Source organism: Oceanihabitans sp. IOP_32 (assembly GCF_009498295.1).
Taxonomy (GTDB): domain Bacteria; phylum Bacteroidota; class Bacteroidia; order Flavobacteriales; family Flavobacteriaceae; genus Wocania; species Wocania indica.
In genome coordinates this window covers 3,155,650-3,174,496 of record NZ_CP040813.1, presented here as the reverse complement: position 1 = coordinate 3,174,496, position 18,847 = coordinate 3,155,650, and the positions used below count along the sequence as shown (strand labels likewise).

13 protein-coding genes are annotated in these 18,847 nt (G+C 34.9%); 6 read left to right on the top strand and 7 right to left on the bottom strand.

Features of this window, described 5'->3' with window-relative positions:
* Positions 1–4: 4 nt before the first annotated feature.
* From FEZ18_RS13310 to FEZ18_RS13300, 3 genes are all read right to left on the bottom strand, one after another.
* Positions 5–1,465 carry a gliding motility-associated C-terminal domain-containing protein gene (locus tag FEZ18_RS13310; RefSeq protein WP_153268770.1) on the bottom strand — a complete coding sequence of 487 codons (1,461 nt, stop codon included), beginning with the start codon at positions 1,463–1,465 and terminating at the stop codon, positions 5–7.
* A 162-nt stretch (positions 1,466–1,627) separates the two neighbouring features.
* Positions 1,628–2,938: a hypothetical protein gene (locus FEZ18_RS13305; protein ID WP_153268769.1), complete on the bottom strand. Its 1,311-nt coding sequence runs from the start codon at positions 2,936–2,938 to the stop codon at positions 1,628–1,630.
* 753 nt (positions 2,939–3,691) lie between these two features.
* Positions 3,692–4,144: a hypothetical protein gene (locus FEZ18_RS13300; RefSeq protein WP_153268768.1), complete on the bottom strand. Its 453-nt coding sequence runs from the start codon at positions 4,142–4,144 to the stop codon at positions 3,692–3,694.
* 540 nt (positions 4,145–4,684) lie between these two features.
* On the opposite strand from FEZ18_RS13300, the gene FEZ18_RS13295 reads away from it, so the two are divergent.
* The 6 genes from FEZ18_RS13295 (at position 4,685) to FEZ18_RS13270 (ending at position 12,259) form a co-directional block, all read left to right on the top strand.
* On the top strand, positions 4,685–6,286 hold the full coding sequence (locus FEZ18_RS13295; RefSeq protein WP_153268767.1) for an ABC transporter substrate-binding protein: 1,602 nt from the start codon (positions 4,685–4,687) through the stop codon (positions 6,284–6,286).
* A 10-nt stretch (positions 6,287–6,296) separates the two neighbouring features.
* A complete protein-coding gene (locus FEZ18_RS13290; RefSeq protein ID WP_153268766.1) occupies positions 6,297–7,277 on the top strand; it encodes an ABC transporter permease in 981 nt (326 codons plus the stop codon).
* Entirely contained in the window at positions 7,270–8,133 is an 864-nt protein-coding gene (locus FEZ18_RS13285) for an ABC transporter permease (protein WP_153268765.1), read from the top strand. The genes FEZ18_RS13290 and FEZ18_RS13285 overlap by 8 nt, the downstream gene beginning before the upstream one ends.
* A gap of 76 nt (positions 8,134–8,209) precedes the next feature.
* Positions 8,210–9,109, top strand: coding sequence for an ABC transporter ATP-binding protein (locus FEZ18_RS13280; RefSeq protein WP_228122765.1), 900 nt, complete (start codon positions 8,210–8,212; stop codon positions 9,107–9,109).
* Positions 9,096–9,704 (top strand): ABC transporter ATP-binding protein, encoded by a 609-nt coding sequence (locus tag FEZ18_RS13275; RefSeq protein ID WP_153268763.1) that lies wholly within the window; start codon positions 9,096–9,098, stop codon positions 9,702–9,704. The genes FEZ18_RS13280 and FEZ18_RS13275 overlap by 14 nt, the downstream gene beginning before the upstream one ends.
* Positions 9,705–9,988: 284 nt before the next feature.
* Positions 9,989–12,259: a TonB-dependent receptor gene (locus FEZ18_RS13270; RefSeq protein WP_153268762.1), complete on the top strand. Its 2,271-nt coding sequence runs from the start codon at positions 9,989–9,991 to the stop codon at positions 12,257–12,259.
* A 100-nt stretch (positions 12,260–12,359) separates the two neighbouring features.
* Here FEZ18_RS13270 and nikR read toward each other — a convergent pair whose 3' ends face one another.
* From nikR to FEZ18_RS13250, 4 genes are all read right to left on the bottom strand, one after another.
* Complete coding sequence (gene nikR / locus FEZ18_RS13265; RefSeq protein ID WP_153268761.1) at positions 12,360–12,776, bottom strand: nickel-responsive transcriptional regulator NikR; 417 nt, start codon at positions 12,774–12,776, stop codon at positions 12,360–12,362.
* 461 nt (positions 12,777–13,237) lie between these two features.
* Positions 13,238–16,063 (bottom strand): M16 family metallopeptidase, encoded by a 2,826-nt coding sequence (locus tag FEZ18_RS13260; protein WP_153268760.1) that lies wholly within the window; start codon positions 16,061–16,063, stop codon positions 13,238–13,240.
* Positions 16,064–16,101: 38 nt separating this feature from the next.
* Complete coding sequence (locus FEZ18_RS13255; protein WP_153268759.1) at positions 16,102–16,431, bottom strand: outer membrane beta-barrel protein; 330 nt, start codon at positions 16,429–16,431, stop codon at positions 16,102–16,104.
* On the bottom strand, positions 16,397–18,541 hold the full coding sequence (locus tag FEZ18_RS13250; RefSeq protein ID WP_153268758.1) for an outer membrane beta-barrel family protein: 2,145 nt from the start codon (positions 18,539–18,541) through the stop codon (positions 16,397–16,399). Before FEZ18_RS13250 ends, FEZ18_RS13255 begins: the two co-directional genes overlap by 35 nt.
* Positions 18,542–18,847: the final 306 nt, after the last annotated feature.

Below are 18,847 nucleotides of genomic sequence, written 5' to 3'. Positions count from 1 at the left end.
TGACCTATTTAACAACTGTTATTGAGCCTTTTTTAGTTTGACCATCTTCACTTGTAATAATGTAGTAGTAAACAGGGTTAACAGATTTAAACTCTAACTGACTCTCTGGCCAATTATTTAAATAATTGTCTGTTTCAAATACAACTTTACCTTGCGAGTTTACAATGGTAACAGTTGTGTTTGAATTATTTACATAAACCCTAGGAATCACCCAAGTATCATTTATGCCATCGCCATTCGGACTTATTACGTTCGGAATATTTGCTACATCTGGAAAATTATCAATTGCACCTCCACCGTTAACGGTAACCTCAAACAGAAATGTTTTTGACGCTAGACAACCAACCGTTTGTAAAATTTCGACTTTATACATTCCAGCCTGAGTAACCTCGTAGGTGTTTGATATGGCACCGGAAATTAAAACATCATTTAAATACCATTTAAACTCTGGTGTATCTGCCGTTGTCGTAACCGTAGCTACTAAAGTTTCGTTAGCTTCAATATTTGTAAGATCCAGCACATTAATACTGCTAGTAAAATCAAGCCCATCTATGGTAATTGAAGCACTAGTACTACAAAATCCCAAATCGATATCTACAGAAAACACACCCGACTCACTGGTGACGTAAGTTTGATTTGTTGCCCCAGCAATTAAGACACCGTCTTTATACCATTGGTAATTTTGACCATTTATAGCACTTAGAGTTGTAGGTCCGTCACCAGCACAAAAGCTAGTCCCTAGACTAGAACTGATAGAAGAATCTACATTTGAAGAAAATTCGGTAACCGTAACCCGATTAGAATAGGAGCTCGAAGTACAAGAACCGTAATTGGTTTCGGCAAAATACGTCCCTGGCTCACTAACAGCCAAAGAATTACCAGTTGCTACCAAAGTGAATGTAGTTTGACTAATTTCTTTATACCAATTAAAAGTTAATGATGGATACTGCAAAGGAGAGTCGTTTTCTCCCACTCCAGGATTGTCAATTGTTAATAAATAACTTCCTCCAGCACAATAAACACCGGTATCGATAAAGTTATTTATTGTGAATGGTGTGTCTTGAGCTTTATAATACGCAGGGAACGAGGTAGAGCCATTACTTTGTGCAACCGGGTCTGTACTTTTTATTCTCACCCGGTAAGACTCTCCTGAGGTATTGGTAGGTATCGAGAATTTTAAGTTTGCTGGTGAGGATACCACCTCCCCGATTGCCGATGTATAGACCACAGTAGGATTTGAGAAGGCTCCTGTAGCATCTGAAAGTTCAATAATAAATTGATTATTTACACCCAGATTTCCAGGATTAGAAAAAGAAAAGTTAACGTTGTATTCATTAAATAACTCTCCTGCACAAGCTGATGTAAAACCCAAACTTGGCGGATATATATCTATTTGAGCTTTGCTATTTAAAACACTAAAAAGCACAAAAAAGATAGTTAAATACTTGAGCGTAAAGTTCTTCATGCAACGTACGTTTTTAAATGGTTAGTACCGCTTTGTTTACATTAGCCATTCTTGCTACTTAGGTTTAGCATTGTGAGTTAATAAAAAACTCACTGTAGTCTATCTTGGATTATTATTTTTAACCCTGAGACAACCACTTGTTTTCAACCTTGCAGTCGTTTTCTAATTATTAACTTTGTTCGAGGCTATTATTTCATTAATTCGCAATCTATAATCTGGACGCCTTCTGTTTTTAGAATCAATAAAAGTTTCAGTATGATAACTTTTAGAATACACATTAAGAAAAGCAGGGTTTCCATACCAATTTTCTAGGTCGTCATTATTTTTATTATTTTCAACAAAAATATTTCCGTTGCAGTTATTAAAATACATATCATTAAACTTGATTTTCTCCAAATTTTCTTGATTAACTTTAATTTTATCTTCCAATATAACTGCCGGATTAAAACCAGAAATAACGCTTTTAATAATATCTACGGTTGTGTTATGACCTACATAAACCGCTTCTTTCACTAATCCCCTTTCAATATCCGACTCTATGTTATCACTATCGGTAATTAGGGTAATATTATTTGCGGTAAGTACGGTACCAGGTTTGGTAAAATCTACCTCTTCTTTATTTTCATAAGACTTCACTAATAAACATCTTGCACCAGCACTATTTGATACATAAGGCGAGCGCACGGCTAAAGAATTAGATAAATTAGTACTCGTACCGTAGTTAAAGCTATAATCATTTCTATTCGATCTGTATGAAACAGCTTGGTGCAAAAACACTTTACCCCCTAAAACTTCAAAAGAATTGCCAGCACAATGACTTACCATTATATTTTCTAAAACAGTTTCTGCACCAACGCCTGCAAGCAAAAGCCCATTAAAATATCCCACATTCTTAATTCGTTTTCCGCCATATTCAATTCTAACATACTTTAAAACCCCAGAATTACTTTCCATGTTTTCACCACCAAAATTGGAATTGTTAAATGTAGTGGCGTTTAATTTCTCGTAATATGAGGCCACCGATCCGCTCCCAAATCTGTTTGTTGGTGCATCACCAAGAATGATGATACCACCCCAATCACCAGCTTTTTTAACACTTCTGTTGGAAGTAAACACTATAGGATCTGTTTCTGTACCCTCGGCAATAATTTTTGATCCTTGGGAAATCGTTAAGGATGCTTTAGAAGCAAAATCGCCAATAATAACCGTTCCTGGTTCTATGGTAAGTGAAGCGTTATTCGTTACAAAAACATCGCCCGATAACAAGTACACATTGCGTTTTGATAAGGTTAAGTCTTCTGTAATACTTCCTGCTAATATTTGTGTTGGCTCCCCATATTCCATGGCTTTAGGATTAAATTCTGTCCAGTTGTAAAGCCAATTATTAGTGCCTATTATTCCTTTTTCCTGTTGCCCATAAACATTTCCAATAATTAAAAGAAATATAAATAGAAATTGAGTAAAATTTTTCATGATTATTTATTTTGAGGCAAAAACTATCTTTTTTTTAGTTACAATCAAATATATAACAATATCTACAAAACACCAATTATTTCGATTAAATACAAGAAACACCATGATTTGTGGCTATTTATCTCATAAAAGTCACCTTTGACTTGTATAGAATTTTTAAATATTTTAATTAGCAAACCAGCATTAATATTTAAGTCATAAATGCAATTAGCCGAAATGACTGTAGTTTTTCCATGGCATCACCTCTCTTCAAATAACTCATATCATGACGCACATCCATTTCCCCCTCTCCAAAACACCTTATTATCGAATAGTTTTATAGTACGTTTTCTTAGTTTTTCATCGTAAATATGTCTCTAACAAAGGTTTTTAGCTTCAATACTGTAGTCCTTAATCATTTTTAATCACAACATCAACTTCTACGTGACCAATGCATTATATATCACTAGCAAGAGACAGCTTTGCAATCTAACACTTTATCTCTCTTCATTTTTTTTCAGCTCTTCGAGTTCCTCTTTAAAATTTAATCCAGAGCAGTTCCTGATTTTATATACAAGCTCAGCATTTCTGCAGGATATAACCTGAACACATTTAGCTTGTTATCTTGATTAAAACTTTAATTTAGAAGTTATAACCTTTGTTAAGTTTCTTGACTTCGCTATCAACTATAACATAACTTCGCTATCAACTATAACATAACTTTTATTGTTAACCCGATACTAATAGCTTTTGTATTAAGTACAAATAACCATTTTAATTTAAATTAAATTCACTATACTCATGTAACGACTTCATGGTTTCTTCATAAAACAAAATAGCCGCAATTAAGTTTTTTGTATCTGAGTACGGTAGAATTTGTCTTTGAAACTGACCGTTTATTTCTAAATAATTCTGTGTAGCTTCAAGGTTTCTATCAAGAATTTTAATATTGTTACTATCGTTTGGTATTCCCAAAGCAGTTAATGTAACCCCTGGCTTAGTAGCAAATGCAATGTAAGGAAGCAGCTTAACAAGACTCTCTACGCGTTCTGTATATAAATTTAATAATTCTCCTTTATGCATGCGTTCAAGATCTTCAATAGTATGATATTTTTTGATAAAAACATTTCCGTTAATAATACTTTTTGGCGCATTTTTTTTTTGCGCAAAACCCAAAGCTGTGACCATAAACAAACTAAAGCTTATCAAAATAATTTTTATTTTCATATCTACGATTTTATATTTAAAACAAATTTATGTATTTTATCGAATAAAACAAGCGTTTAGTCGATAATTTTCGTAAAATATTCTTTTTAACCGAAAAAACACCACTAATTTACTCTAAAAACCTCTGGTATCTTTTGACTGATAGTTTAAGGTAAATAAACAAATTCAACATAGTTTATTGTATTTTAAGTTGATGCCATCGCTATAAGAAAAGATGAATTACCTACAGATTGTAAACACGATATTTGATAGAATTTTCACTATAAAATTCTAATATTAATTTATTTGGGTACGACTCCATAATCAATTACGACATAAAAACAAAACAACAATTCTGAAGATTAAGGGGAGCAATTTATAAGTAACGACCATCATTTTGATACTCATTTTTAGGATTAAAAAACAGCTTCATAAATGCAACAATATTATTCTAAGATTGCGGATTATTTTCTAAATAAGTAGTTATATTTGCTAAAATAATACTTGAAGCACAAGAAATAATACCTAAATGCTTTATTCTCAATTAAAAACATACTAAAAATGAGATTTTCAAAATCGCTATTTTTATTTTCTATAGTCTTTTTTATGATCTTGACTTCATGTAAAAATAATGATAGCAGCAACCAAAGTGAGACCAAACAACAAAATGACGAATTAATTTTAGCTATTGGCGGTGAGCCCGAAACTGGGTTTGACCCTACCCTAGGTTGGGGACAATATGCTAGACCTATTTTTCAAAGTACCTTATTAAAATACGATCAAGATTTTAATATTAAAAACGATGCCGCCACCCATTATAGTATTAGTGACGATGGTATAACATGGACGGTTAAACTTAGGGATAACATTCAATTTTCAGACGGAAAACCACTAACAGCAGACGATGTGGTTTTTACCTTCCAAACCGCAAAAAACAGTGCTTCTTTAGTAGATTTAACCAATCTTGATAAGGTTGAAAAAACAGATCGACTTACCGTTAAGTTTAGCTTGATAAAGCGAAATTACACCTTTATACACCATTTATTAAGTTTAGGAATTGTTCCTAAGCATGCCTATAATGCGACCTACAGCGAGAATCCTATAGGGTCTGGACCTTATCAATTTGTACAGTGGGATAAAGGGCAACAACTTATTATTGAAGCCAACCCCAATTATTTTGGTAAGACACCCTATTTTAAAAGATTAGTGTTTTTATTTTTATCTGCAGATGCCGCCTTTGCTGCTGCAAAATCTGGTCAAGTGGATATTGCAGCCGTATCTCCAACCTTGGCAGACGAAAAAATTAATGGTATGACTTTAGTTAATTTACAAAGTGTCGATAATCGCGGTATTGCCCTACCTTACCTACCTAATGAAGGCAAAACCTTTAACGGTCTAGCTTTAGGAAACAACGTCACGTCTGATATAGCTATACGCAAAGCCATGAATATTGGTGTAGACCGTAAAGCCTTAGTTCATGGGCTTTTAAAAGGATACGGAACGCCAGCCTACACGATAACTGATGGTTTGCCTTGGTGGAATCCTGAAACAGAAATTAAAAATGATGGTGACCTTGAAAAAGCAAAAGACATTTTAGAAAACGGAGGTTGGAAGCTAAAAGATGATGGTATTCGTGAGAAAAACGGCGTAAAAGCAGAATTCACCTTGTACTACCCTTCTAACGAACAGATTAGACAATCTTTAGCTATTGCCTTTGCAGATATGATGAAGGCACTTGGCATCAAAATACAAATTAAAGGTACAAATTGGAATGAAATTGAAGAGCATATGCACGCCAACGCTGTTCTATTTGGCTTAGGGAGTCATAATCCATTAGAATTATACCATGCGTACAGCAGTAAAGTGCAAGGTCGCGGACTAAACAATCCTAATTTTTACGCGAACGATGCTGTTGATGCTAATTTTGAAAAAGCACTTGGAGCTCTATCTCAAAAAGAAGCCAATAGGTATTGGAAAAAAGCGCAATGGGATGGCAGCACTGGATTCTCAAATAAAGGTGATGCCCCTTGGGTTTGGTTAGTTAATTTAAATCATTTGTTTTACATGCGAGAGAACCTTGTTATTGGTCCCCAAAAATTACAACCCCACGAGCACGATTGGCCAATAATGGATTTTGTTGAGAACTGGCATTGGAAAGAATAAAACACCATAAATGATTATTTTTATACTCAAAAAAATCGCGAAATTAGCGGGCTTACTCGTTGCGATAAGCATCATATCCTTTACTTTAATAAGCTACTCTCCAGTAGACCCTGTAAGGTCTTACGTTGGGGCAGAAGCATCGAAAATTAGTCCAGAACAACGTAAAAACATTGAAGCGTATTGGGGCTTAAACCAATCTAAACCTGAGCAATTTATGCTTTGGGGTAAAGCCGTACTTCAAGGTAATTTAGGAAACTCCTTAATATACAGAGAACCCGTTGCTGATATTATTTCAAATCGCTTTTCAGCATCGATAGCTTTAATGGGAATTGCCTGGATACTATCAGGCTTTTTTGGTTTTGTACTCGGTATTTTTGCAGGTATGAATGAAGACTCTTTTATTGATCGCTTTATTAAAAGTTTTTCTTTCATCTTAGCCTCAACACCCTCCTTTTGGTTTGGACTAATAATGCTCATGATTTTTGCTGCTTGGCTTGGTTGGTTTCCGGTAGGTCTAGCTGCACCAGCTGGTAGCATAGCTGGAGAGGTGAGTTTTTTAGATAAAACAAAACATTTGGTGTTACCCGTTTTAACATTAAGTATTGGTGGTGTAGCCAGTATAGCTCTGCATACACGATCTAAATTAATAGAAGTTCTTAATAGTGAATTTATACGTTTTGCTAGAGCTAAAGGGGAAAGTGGTACAAAATTATTGTGGAGACACGGACTGCGAAACATCTCTTTACCAGCTATTTCATTGCATTTCGCTTCGTTTGGAGAGCTTTTTGGCGGGGCTATATTAACCGAGCAGGTTTTCTCTTATCCCGGTTTAGGTCAAGCGGTTGTAAGAGCCGGTTTGGGTGGTGATGTACCGTTGCTTCTAGGTATCACACTCTTTAGTGTCATTTTTATATTTATTGGTAATTTTTTGGCAGACCTATTATATGTTGTTATTGACCCGCGAATGAAAACAAAACCATCACATGTCTGAGCAAATTTCTAAACACATTACTTTAAATCATTTCAAAAAATGGAATGTCAGAAAACGTGCTTTACTCACTTCGTTTTTGGCTGTTACATTATTATTGATATTAGTTATTTCGGGCTTTTTTATAGGAGAATCTGGCCTTGCTGTTAATCTCGATATTCAAAATAGTGCGCCCTCTTGGTCACATCTGTTTGGCACAGATTGGCTGGGTAGAGATATGTTTACGCGTACTGTAAAAGGCTTGACTTTAAGTTTTTGGGTGGGCTTATTAGCGGCATTTCTTAGCGCTGTGATTTCGCTTATACTGAGCTTATTCTCTATTTTAAGCAAAACAGCAGACGCCTTTTTAACCTGGTTAATTGATTTATTTTTAGGAGTACCACACATTGTTGCCCTTATACTTATATCTTTTATGTTAGGTGGCGGACTTCAAGGTGTTATTATCGCTGTAGCATTAACGCACTGGCCGAGATTGTCACGTTTATTAAGAGCAGAGATTATACAAATTAAAAACACCGAATATATTACGGCTTCTAGGAACATGGGTAAATCGTGGTTTTGGATTGCTAGAAACCATATATTCCCGCACCTGCTTCCGCAGTTAAGCATTGGTTTTCTTTTAACCTTTCCGCATGCCATTTTGCACGAAGCTAGTGTGACGTTTTTAGGTTTTGGATTGCCTTCTGAAGAACCAGCAATTGGGATTATCCTCTCTGAAGCCATGGGTTATTTATCGTCAGGCATGTGGTGGCTGGCATTATTCCCAGGCTTAATGTTATTAGTTATGGTGGGTATATTTGATAATTTAGGTCGTAATTTACGCAAAGTTTTCGATCCTTTTAAAGGACAAAAACATTAATTCTTTTATTATGTTAAACAATGCTATCCTTAATAAAGAAGAGACTACGCCCCTATTAGAGGTCAAAAATTTTTCATTGTCCTTTCCCCAGTATAAAAAAGGCTTTGAAGAATCGTTGGTAGCGGTTATTAAAAATTTTGAACTCACTATTAATGAAGGCGAAATTGTTGCTGTTTTGGGATCTAGTGGTTCTGGAAAAAGTCTTCTTGCCGATGCCATATTAGGTATTTTACCTGAAAATGCCATAACTCAAGGTAAAGTATATTTTGAAGGTCAGCCATTAACAAAAAGCAAACAAGACCTGCTTCGTGGTAAAGAAATTGCATTAATTCCGCAATCGGTTAAAGCTCTAGACCCTTTAATGAAAACGGGGAAACAAGTACAAAACGCCATACATAACAAAAAAGATAAAAAAAAGGCTCAAGAAGATGCTTTTTACAAATTAGGCTTACCAGAAGGCACTGGTAATCTTTATCCGTTTGAGCTTTCTGGAGGCATGGCGCGTCGTGTTTTAATTGCAACAGCCATGGTAAGCGATGCAAAATTAATAATTGCAGATGAGCCTACTCCTGGTTTAGATAAGGCTAACTGGGAAGAAACCTTAAGCCATATCAAGCAACTGGGAAGAACTAATAGCGGCATGATGTTTATTACCCATGATATCTATGCCGCTTTAAAAATAGCCGACAGAATTGCTGTTTTTTATGCAGGAGAAACTATTGAAATTGCAAAAAAAGAAGATTTTTCTGGGCAAGGTGAACACCTAAAACACCCCTACACCAAAGCGCTTTGGCGTGCCTTACCTGAAAATGATTTTGAACCTTTAAAAGGTCATCAACCAGGGGTTAATGATGTGATTTCGGGTTGTGCATTTTCGCCACGCTGTCCCATAGCTACCGATCTTTGTCGAGAAAAGAAACCAGAATCCTCATGGGTAAATAACACCATGGTAAGATGTTTTTATGCTAGAAATTAACAACATAAGTTTTCGTTATAGTCCAGATAGATGGATATTTGATCAAATTAACTTTGTCTTAAAACCAGGAGAAATAGTTGGTTTATACGGTAAAAGTGGCGCGGGTAAAAGTTCTTTTGCTAAAGTTATTGCAGGCTACTTAAAACCAAATAAAGGAACTGTTTTAGTGAATGGTTTAGCCTATAATCACAAAGGGAGAAACCCTGTGCAAATCATTGGTCAACACCCTGAAAAGGCCATAAACCCACGCTGGCGTATGAAACAAGTTTTAGCCGAATCTGGTTCTTTTAGTGATACCGATTTAAAAACCTTCGGTATTAGTAAAGATTTGCTACAGCGCTACCCTTCTCAACTATCTGGCGGCGAATTACAACGTTTTTGTTTGGCCCGAACTATCGCTCCTGAAACCAAGTACTTAATAGCAGATGAAATGACCACCATGCTAGATACCATTAACCAAGCGCAAATATGGCAAACGGTATTGCAAGTGGTTAAAGAACGCCAATTAGGGATGCTTGTAGTAAGTCATGAATTGCCTTTATTAAACCGAATCTGTGATCGAATAATCAGTTTTGAAGAGCTCACCAAAAAATAACCTTTAGAAACTAATCCAACAGGATTGTTTATATCCCCATTTATCAACTAAGCTGTAAATTAATATTCCATTTTATACCATAATGCATTGAATTTCTTGGTGTTTAAAAGGTCTTGGTACGTTGTAAAAAATTGAACTTAGAACGTTTGGTAAATAAATTCAAAAAAAAATAAACACATAAAATAAATTGAATTTCTCTTTTCTAAAGCATTATTAGCGTTTATATTTGAAGTATTACGAATTGTTAAAAAAATATTATTCACAACATTTAAAACAAGATTGTTATGAAGTTTTCAAAACTACTTTTATGTCTCTCGGCATTTCTATCCATTTTAGCCGTTAGCGCACAGGAAACGGGTGAAATTAATGGAAAAATTGTATCACAAAAAAACACGAGTATGGATCGTGTAAGTATTGCCGTTTTAGGAACAAACAAAGGCTCTTTTACCGATGAAAACGGTCTTTTTGTTATCACTAATATTCCCGCTGGAGAATATACTATTGAAGCCACCGCGATAGGGTATCAAACCTGTAGAGAAACGCTCAATGTAGAAGCTTCTAAAGCAACTACAGTAAACATAACGCTTTATGAAACGGCTTTAGAATTAAATGAAATTGTTGTTAAAGGTGCTGGATTAAAAAAACGTAATAGAACAGAATCGGTGAGCACAGTAAACCTAAAAAGCATTAAGGAGTTACATCTAACTAATCCACTTGAAATTTTAAATCAAGTACCAGGTGTAGAAATTGGTGCATATAATCAAGGTGGTGTGGCCGATGTGTTTGTACTGCGTGGTTTTAATGGTGGTGGACACTCTGGTGAAGCGGCTATAGAAATTGATGGTGTATCCTTAAATGAAGGGGAAAGCCATAGTGATGGCTATGCCGATGTAAACATCATAATCCCACTAAATATTAGTAAAGTTGATGTTTATAAAGGCCCATCTTCGGCACTATTTGGCCGTTTTGGAATGGCTGGAACGCTTGCTTTCGAAACAAGAAAAGGTGGCGACTATCAAGACTTAAGCCTTAAAGGTGGTTCTTATGAAACATTTGATGCGCAATTTGCTCTTGGAAAACCAATCGAAATTGGACAGAAAACCTTAGAAACCAATTTCGCGGCTCAACTTTATAGAACGAATGGTTTTACCGAAAACTCTAAGTTTTTTAAAGGCAATCTAAATGCCCGAGTAGGTTATCAACTCACCGATAACACCGATATTGCTTTAACTCTAATGGGGTATAGTGGCGATTGGAATGGTACAGGATATATTCCAACAGAACAGTTTAACGATAAAAACCGCCGTTACGATCAAGCTTTAAATGCTGAGAATGATGGTGGTAGTAAAATTTTCGCTTCAGAGCGACTTGATATAAACCATTCTTTTAATGATGATTTACGTTTGCTTGTTTTTGGTTATGCGGTACAACAAGATTTCCAACGGTTTTCAAAATTTGGTGTTGATGTAGGCGGACAAAGCGAATATTTTGCCACTAGAAATGTTTATGCAGCAGGTGCCAATTTAAATGGACAAAACGCTATGGGATCTACCGAAGTAAATTGGATAACTGGTATAGAATTTTATAACGAATATACAGACTATGAAAGATGGAATACGAGTAATAGAGTACGAAATAGTCTAAACCAAAACCGCCTCTATGAACTGCAATCGTTTTCGGCTTTTGGACAAGCAGAATTTGATATTAGTCCGTATTTTAGACCAACCATTGGCGTTCGTTACGATGTTTACAATGGTAATATGGAAATACTCGACCCTGGTAGCATAAACGAAGATAAATCGTTAAATGATTTATCGCACGTGAGTCCAAAGTTCGGCTTTCGCTCTACATTATTTGAAGGTTTTGATTTTAGAGCCAATATTTCTAATGGTTTCGCATTACCAGGTGGATCTGTGCGCTATGAAAAAGACATAGATTTAGATCCGTCTGAAATTTGGCAATACGAAGCTGGGGTAGAATACGAGCATAACAACCGTTTAAGCCTAAATTTAACTGGTTTTATATTAAACAGTACCAAAGAAATTAATGAGACTGCTCCAGGCTCTGGCATATTTATAAATGCTGGAGAAACACAACGTCGCGGATTAGAGTTTGGCATTAAAGCAGAACCTTTAAAACGTTTAAATTTTAATGGATCGTTTACCTATTTTAAAACCGAAATAACTAAAAATCAGGTTCAATCTATAGTGGGTAAAGAACTTAGTAATATTCCAAGAAGCATTACAACAGCCTCGTTAGATTATACCTTTAATTCAGGTTTTGGAGCACGCTTAAATGTTAGAGATGTTGGGAAATGGGCCAGCGGTATAGACAACTTTTTCTATTATGATGGCTATACCCGTACAGATGCTAAGCTTTTTTATAACTTCGCTGGTACCTCGTCTTACCGTGGACAGATTTTTGTTGAAGTAAACAACATGTTCGATAAGCATTACTCAACCTTTGCGTTTGATAATGGTGGACCAGCAGATGGGCAATCTTATGCTGTCTCTGCACCACGTAATTTTTCGATAGGTGTGAGTTATAATTTCTAAAATTTAAGAAATTGTTCTAGAAAATAAAAAGACCTCATGTTTTTTGAACATCAGGTCTTTTTATTTTAAAATCCTCATCATAGTAAGTTTAATAGATTAACTATGAAATCTCCTTTCCAGCCGTAGTAAGCGTTAGTTTACCATGTTTCACACCTTTTATACTGATTAAGGAGTCGGCTAATTGGCGTATTTTATTTCCTTTGCCCTTTACGGCAATAATCTCTAGGCAATTATCATGGTCTAAATGCAGGTGCATCGACGAAATAATCAATCCGTGATGTTGGTGCTGTTTGTCGTTTAGCTCTTCCGATAACGAATAGCGATGGTGATTATAAACCAAAGTTATGGTACCAATAGCTTCTTCCTTTTCATCCCAATCTTGAGTAACTAAGCTGTCACGTATTAAATCTCGAACGGCTTCAGAACGATTAACATAACCTTGCTTATCGATAGCACGGTCGAAGCTTTCCATGAGTTCACGATCAAGTGAAATAGCAAATCTTACAGTATTCGACATGGTTTTATTAAATTTGTTTAGATTGTAAAATTACAATGTTAAAAGCTTAAATAAAAATAATCGTTCTTCGTTTTTTTAAAAGTGCTTTAGCACATCAGAATATGACAAGAACTAATTTTTTTTATAATCTTTCAAAACATCAATGTCCGACAAAAGACATAAGACCGCTTCGCTAATAGACATAAGAACCAAGACTTGAGTCTAACTAACTGATAAACAGCAGTACTTTAAATAACAAAATAGCTCCTTTAAATCTTAATAATTGTTTCAAATAAGTACGGTAACATTTAAAAAAATGTGCAAAGTTCTTTATTTTAAAAGGATTAATGGCATTACAATATTTTTAATCATACACTAGTGATTTCAAAACTCAAGGTAAAAAATATGATTTTCGAAATACCAAGGGCGGACTTTATTTTGTTCAAAAACCCAAGTCCACTGGCTCCAAAATTTAATAAATTCTATTTTTTCAATTCGGGTACTAAAATAAACTCTGCATAATTATCCGTGTTAAAATAGGTGTTTGCTGCATCTTGAAACATTTTAGAATCGATTTTATCGATAGTTTTTTTGTAATCCAAAATAGCTTCTGGGTTTAAACCATATTCTTGGGCCTCTTTTAGCTTATAAATCCAATAGCTATTTATCTCTAAATATTCTTTAGCGTTTGCCAATTCGGCCTCTTTAATTTTATTAAGATCTTTTTCTGTAGCCCCTTTGTTCTTAATTTTTTTGATTTCCTCAAAAACCTTGGCTATAAGTTGTTCTACATTATCTGGATCGCAGGTAAACCTTATATTCATTCTATACCAATTATAAGGTTGCTCTGAAGCAAAACCAGAAACCTGTACACCATAAACACCAGCCATTTTTTCACGCATTTCTTCGGTTAGTTTAATTTTAAGCAATTTCCCTAATAGACTTAATTTCTTCTTTTCTTCTAATGAAAAATCCAAAGTTCCTGTAAAACGCATATCTACTGTACTCTTGTCGTCCACACCTTTTACAATGGTCTTTTTAATTACGCCTTCGGTATATCGCAAACCAGTATCTTTCCATGTGCTCTCTTCATTTAGGTTTGATGGCAGGCTCCCTAAATATTGGCTTGAATATGTTTTAAGGTTTTCAATATCAAAACTACCCACAAAAATAAAAGTAAAGCCGTTGGCTGATGAAAAACGCTCTTTGTAAAAATTATAAGCATCATCGATGTTCAGCTCATTTTCAACTTGTTGCATGGTTTGGGGCATGGCTCTAAGATGACTGTTGGTCATGAATTGGCTAATTTTTTTTTCAAAAAAGCGTCCTGGACTTTTATCCTGGTTTTTGTATAAAGATTTTAAATTTTCCTTATTGGCATTAAAAACAGCGTCGTCTTTATTGGGCTTGGTAAAATATAAATGTACCATTTGGAACATCCGTTCTAAATCTTTGGATGAACTCGTACCAGAAATCAGATCGTCATAAAAATTGATGCGGGGTGTTACCTGTAGCGTTTTTCCCATATTTAACTTTTTAAGGTCATTTTTCGATATGCCATTAACTCCACTGGAACCAATAATTACCCCAGCGTTTCTAGCAGAAACATAAAGGGAATCTGGAGCTGTGGAACTGCCACCAGGACGATACCCATTCATAGAAATTAAATCGTTTTGAAACGTTGTTGGCTTAGCAATTACCCTAATGCCATTGGCGAGTTGCCAGGTGGTAACATCTATTTTTTTATTATAGGTTTCGCTCGTAATTTTTCCAAGTTTTGGAAGTACGGGCATTAATTGAACATCGCCAAGCGTATCGGTATAAGCTTCAATGTTTTTTAACTGTACATTTTTAAGGATGGTTTTAATATCGTTTTCGGTTGGTAGTTTTAAGTTTTCTTTTTCAACAGCATTTAAAACGATTGCCATATTATCATCTCTTACCCATTTTTCGCTTATGCTATTAACCTCATCCACTGTAATGGTGGGAAACACGTCTTTGTAAAACTGATAAACAAAAGCATCACTTGGAATGGGTTTACGATCTGTAAAATGATCTATATATTGCTCGATATAATATTTTGTCCCTATTTTTCCGGTTTCTTTTTGGCGTAAATCGGCATTGTTTAAAAGCAATTGTTTGTAGCGTTCTAATTCGGGGGTTGTAAAACCGTGTTTTTTAGCCCGCTCGCTTTCTGTGAACAAGGCCTCAATACCTTCGGTAATTTTTTCCTCTTTAAGATTAGCTCTTAAATAATAGCTGTCCATATTGCCCAAGAAATTACCGATTCCAACAGTGGTTGCTAAAAAAGGTGCATTGGGCTGTAACTCCACATCACTTAATCTTTGGCGCAACATACCAGTGTACAAGCGATTTAAAAGCACTTGCCTATAATCTTGCAAGGTTTTTACCTGGCTTTCTTCTTTTTTAATATACAGCGAAACTCTAGCACCAGTAGCCTCTTTGTCTGTAATAACGGCAACTACGGGATCTTTATGCTCCGGGATTTTGTAATACACTCTTTCTCTTGGGTTTTTAAGGGGTTGAAGACTATTAAAAAGGGTCTTTACCTTTTTTTCGGTTTCAAGCACATCAAAATCGCCTACCAATACCAAGGCCATTAAATCCGGACGGTACCAATCGCGGTAAAAACGTTTTAGTGCATCGTAATCGGAATTCATAATCACATCTAATGTGCCTATGGGCGATCGCTGGGCATATCTGGAATTGTTGGTAATTAGCGGAATGGATTTGTAGTACATACGCATGCCTGCACCTTGTCTAGCTCTTAGTTCTTCGGCCACGATACCTCTTTCGTTGTCAATTTCCTCATCTTCAAACGTGATACCATCTGCCCAATCACGCAATACCTGTAATCCCGTATTAAAGGTTTTCTGATCTGTAGGTACCGATAATTTATAAACCGTCTCATCAAAACTGGTGTGTGCGTTTAAATCGGCTCCAAACTCAACCCCAAGACTTTGTAAATAATCTATAAGCTCATTTTTTTTAAAACTTTTCGTACCGTTAAATGCCATGTGCTCTACAAAGTGGGCGAGCCCGAGTTGGTCTTCATCCTCTAAAATAGAGCCCGCTTTTAAAACCAACCTGAGCTCTGCCCTATTCTTTGGTTTAGCATTATGCTTTATGTAGTAGGTTAAACCGTTGTTTAATGTACCGGTTTTTACGGTAGGATCTATGGGGATTTCTTTATCAAGATTGGTAATGCTAAATTCTTCTTTTTGAGCAAAAAAAGGATTTGCGTTTATAAAAAGAAGTGCTAGTAAGAGGTATTTAAGATGTTTCATAGTGGTACGTTTTCAATGTTTATGTATTGATTTTTTATTTAAAACCTAGAGCTATCTACGCCACTAGATTTTTTATTTTTCTTTTTAATTTTTTTTCCTGCTGAAAAATTATACGACAAATTAAAATTGATAATTGGTCGTTGTAAGCTTACTCTTTTAGAATAACTGGTGTTGTCTATAATGGCTGTACTTTTAATTCTATTGCTTACTCCAAAAATGTCTGCTATGCCCAGTTGCGCAGAAGCTTTGTTTTTTAAAAATCGCTTAGACAAAGACAAGTTGGTGTTTACCCTAATAAAGCTGTTTGGGCTATCTAAGCCGTTAGAATCTCCATTAGAAATAAGTTGATAAGCGCAGTACAACATCATGAGGTAAAGTAAATGAATTAGCCAAATTGGTGTACCAGCTAAACACCTTATTATCTACATCTTCATTTTTTAAAACACTATAACTCAAGGCCTGGTTTATATTAAAGCGCCACCAAGGAAATAGAGTAAAACTTGAGCTAAAATTAGCTTTATACAACGATCGGGTTCCTAGATTTTTATAAGAGATAATGGTAAGCTCGTCTTCCAATATTTGAGTGGTTTGGAATAAATTGTTGTAAAAATTGGCGTTAAGCGTTAAAAAATATTTGTTTTTTATGGTATGTCCCAAACTAAAGAGATGGTAAATGCTTTGAGATAACTCAGGGTTTCCGCGTTTTATAGTATTAGAATTTACAAAACTCTCAAAAGGATTTAATTGAATGTATGGCGGAAGACTATACCCTTTTCTGTAGGATAAATTTATATTACTGGTTTCCTTTTTGTTAGTCATATATTTTAAGGCTACCACTGGTAAAAAATTAGTGAATGCATTATGGAATGTTTGATTTGTGGTTTCAGAAAAACTTTGGGTCTCCACATGCTCTAACCTTAAACCTAAGGAATATTTTAGTTTCTTATGATTGGCATTAAAACTGGCGTAACTCGTATAAACCTGTTCATTATACATAAAAGCATTAGTGAAATTAGGATTTGTTTCAAAAGCGTTAGCATCAGCATCGAAGCTTTCAAAACGGTTAGCATCTGTTATTTTTAAATCGTCGAACTTAATACCAGCTTCAAATTTTCCTTTTTTGTCTTTTAATGGTGTAGCGTAATCCAATCGGCTACTGTATTGCGTATTTTCTTGCTCTTGCGTGTCTCTATTGGTATTATTGCTTGTTATATTGTTAAGTATATCAATAAGTTCGCTTTCATTCCAATTACTATAGTCTGCTTTTTTAAAGCCGTAACTACTAGCAAAATCCAAGCGCGTGCCTTGCTCCCCAATATCATAACGATACGCAAAATCCAGATCATAAGACTTGTCCTGCATGTTATCACTGTTAGTATTAAACTGTTGATTGGTTAACGTATTAAAGGCAAACTGATGGGTTGTAAAATCTGTATTATTATCATTGCTACCATTGTTCAAACTCATGGTAGCAGATACAGAATGCTTTTTATTGATGGCGTAATCAACCCCAAATTGATTAAAACCATTACGGCTTTCTCTTATGTTTTCTTGAGTTTCAATAAAAGACAAACTATTATCTAATAATTGTCTATCTACAAAAGCTTTTGTTGACCTTTTAGAATACGAATAAGGGTTCGACATACCCGAGAAAATAAACTTACCCGTTTTATAATTAATTATTGCAGAAGCCCCAATAGCCAAATCGGCATTAATAACCATTGTTGATAAAGACCCTAATAGACCATCTTTTCGTTGTTTTTTTAAATTAATATCTATAATTTTTTTTAGTCTACCACTATGTTTTGCAGAGGGTGTATTAATAAGTTCTATATTTTTTAGTTGATCGCCTGGAATGCTTTTTAAAAGCATCATTAGGGTTTTGGTACTCATCTTTTGCCTCTTACCATCTATTGTAATGGTAGCCGACTCCCCTTTGAGTTTAACACTGTCTTCTTCATCAAGCTGTACTCCAGGAAGTAATGTCAAAATATCTGCTGTCGATATTTTTTTATACAACGAGTCATTTTGTATGTTAACCGTCATACTCGTGGTGGCACTGTGTTTTATATTTTTTGAGATATCCGCTTTAATAAGCACCTCATCTAACTGTTCATTTTGTTCGTAAAATATAATGTCTGCTAACAACGTGTCTGCTGTAAACGTGTATTTTTTTATGTGTTTTGAATAGCCTAAAACGCTAACTTCTAAAATATAATCGCCAGAGGGTAATTCTATGGTAAATGTTCCGTCAGCTTCATTGCTAATCACACCTATTTTATTTTCGGTTTCTAAGTTTATAAACACAATGTTTGCAAATGGAATGGGTTCGTTTTGAGTATCGACTACTCTACTTTTAATAGTAACTTTCTTTGTTTGAGTTGTAGGTACTTTTATGCTTATTTGTGTATAAACACATTGATGAAACAATAAAACACATACAAAACAGCTCTTATATATTTTCTTTTTATTGAGCATTAAAAATCTTTTTAAAGTTATTATCGATTTACAGGTTAATACTCTTATTTTTCATTACAGTTACTTTAATCTCTATAAACTTTTAAGCACAGATTATTTCGGTAGAGTGCTAAGAGGCGATAGAACTTATAATAATGAAACCTCTCTTAATGCCTAAACACTACAGACGAAACGTGGTTTTAAAGGCATTTTGTTTTTTTCTGAAACTATGCACTTCTAATCCATGGTGGTTTATTTGCTTAGCATAAATTGCTAAAGAGAGCAATCGAACAAATTACCTCGTTGCCCTATTCCTTTAAGTTTTGT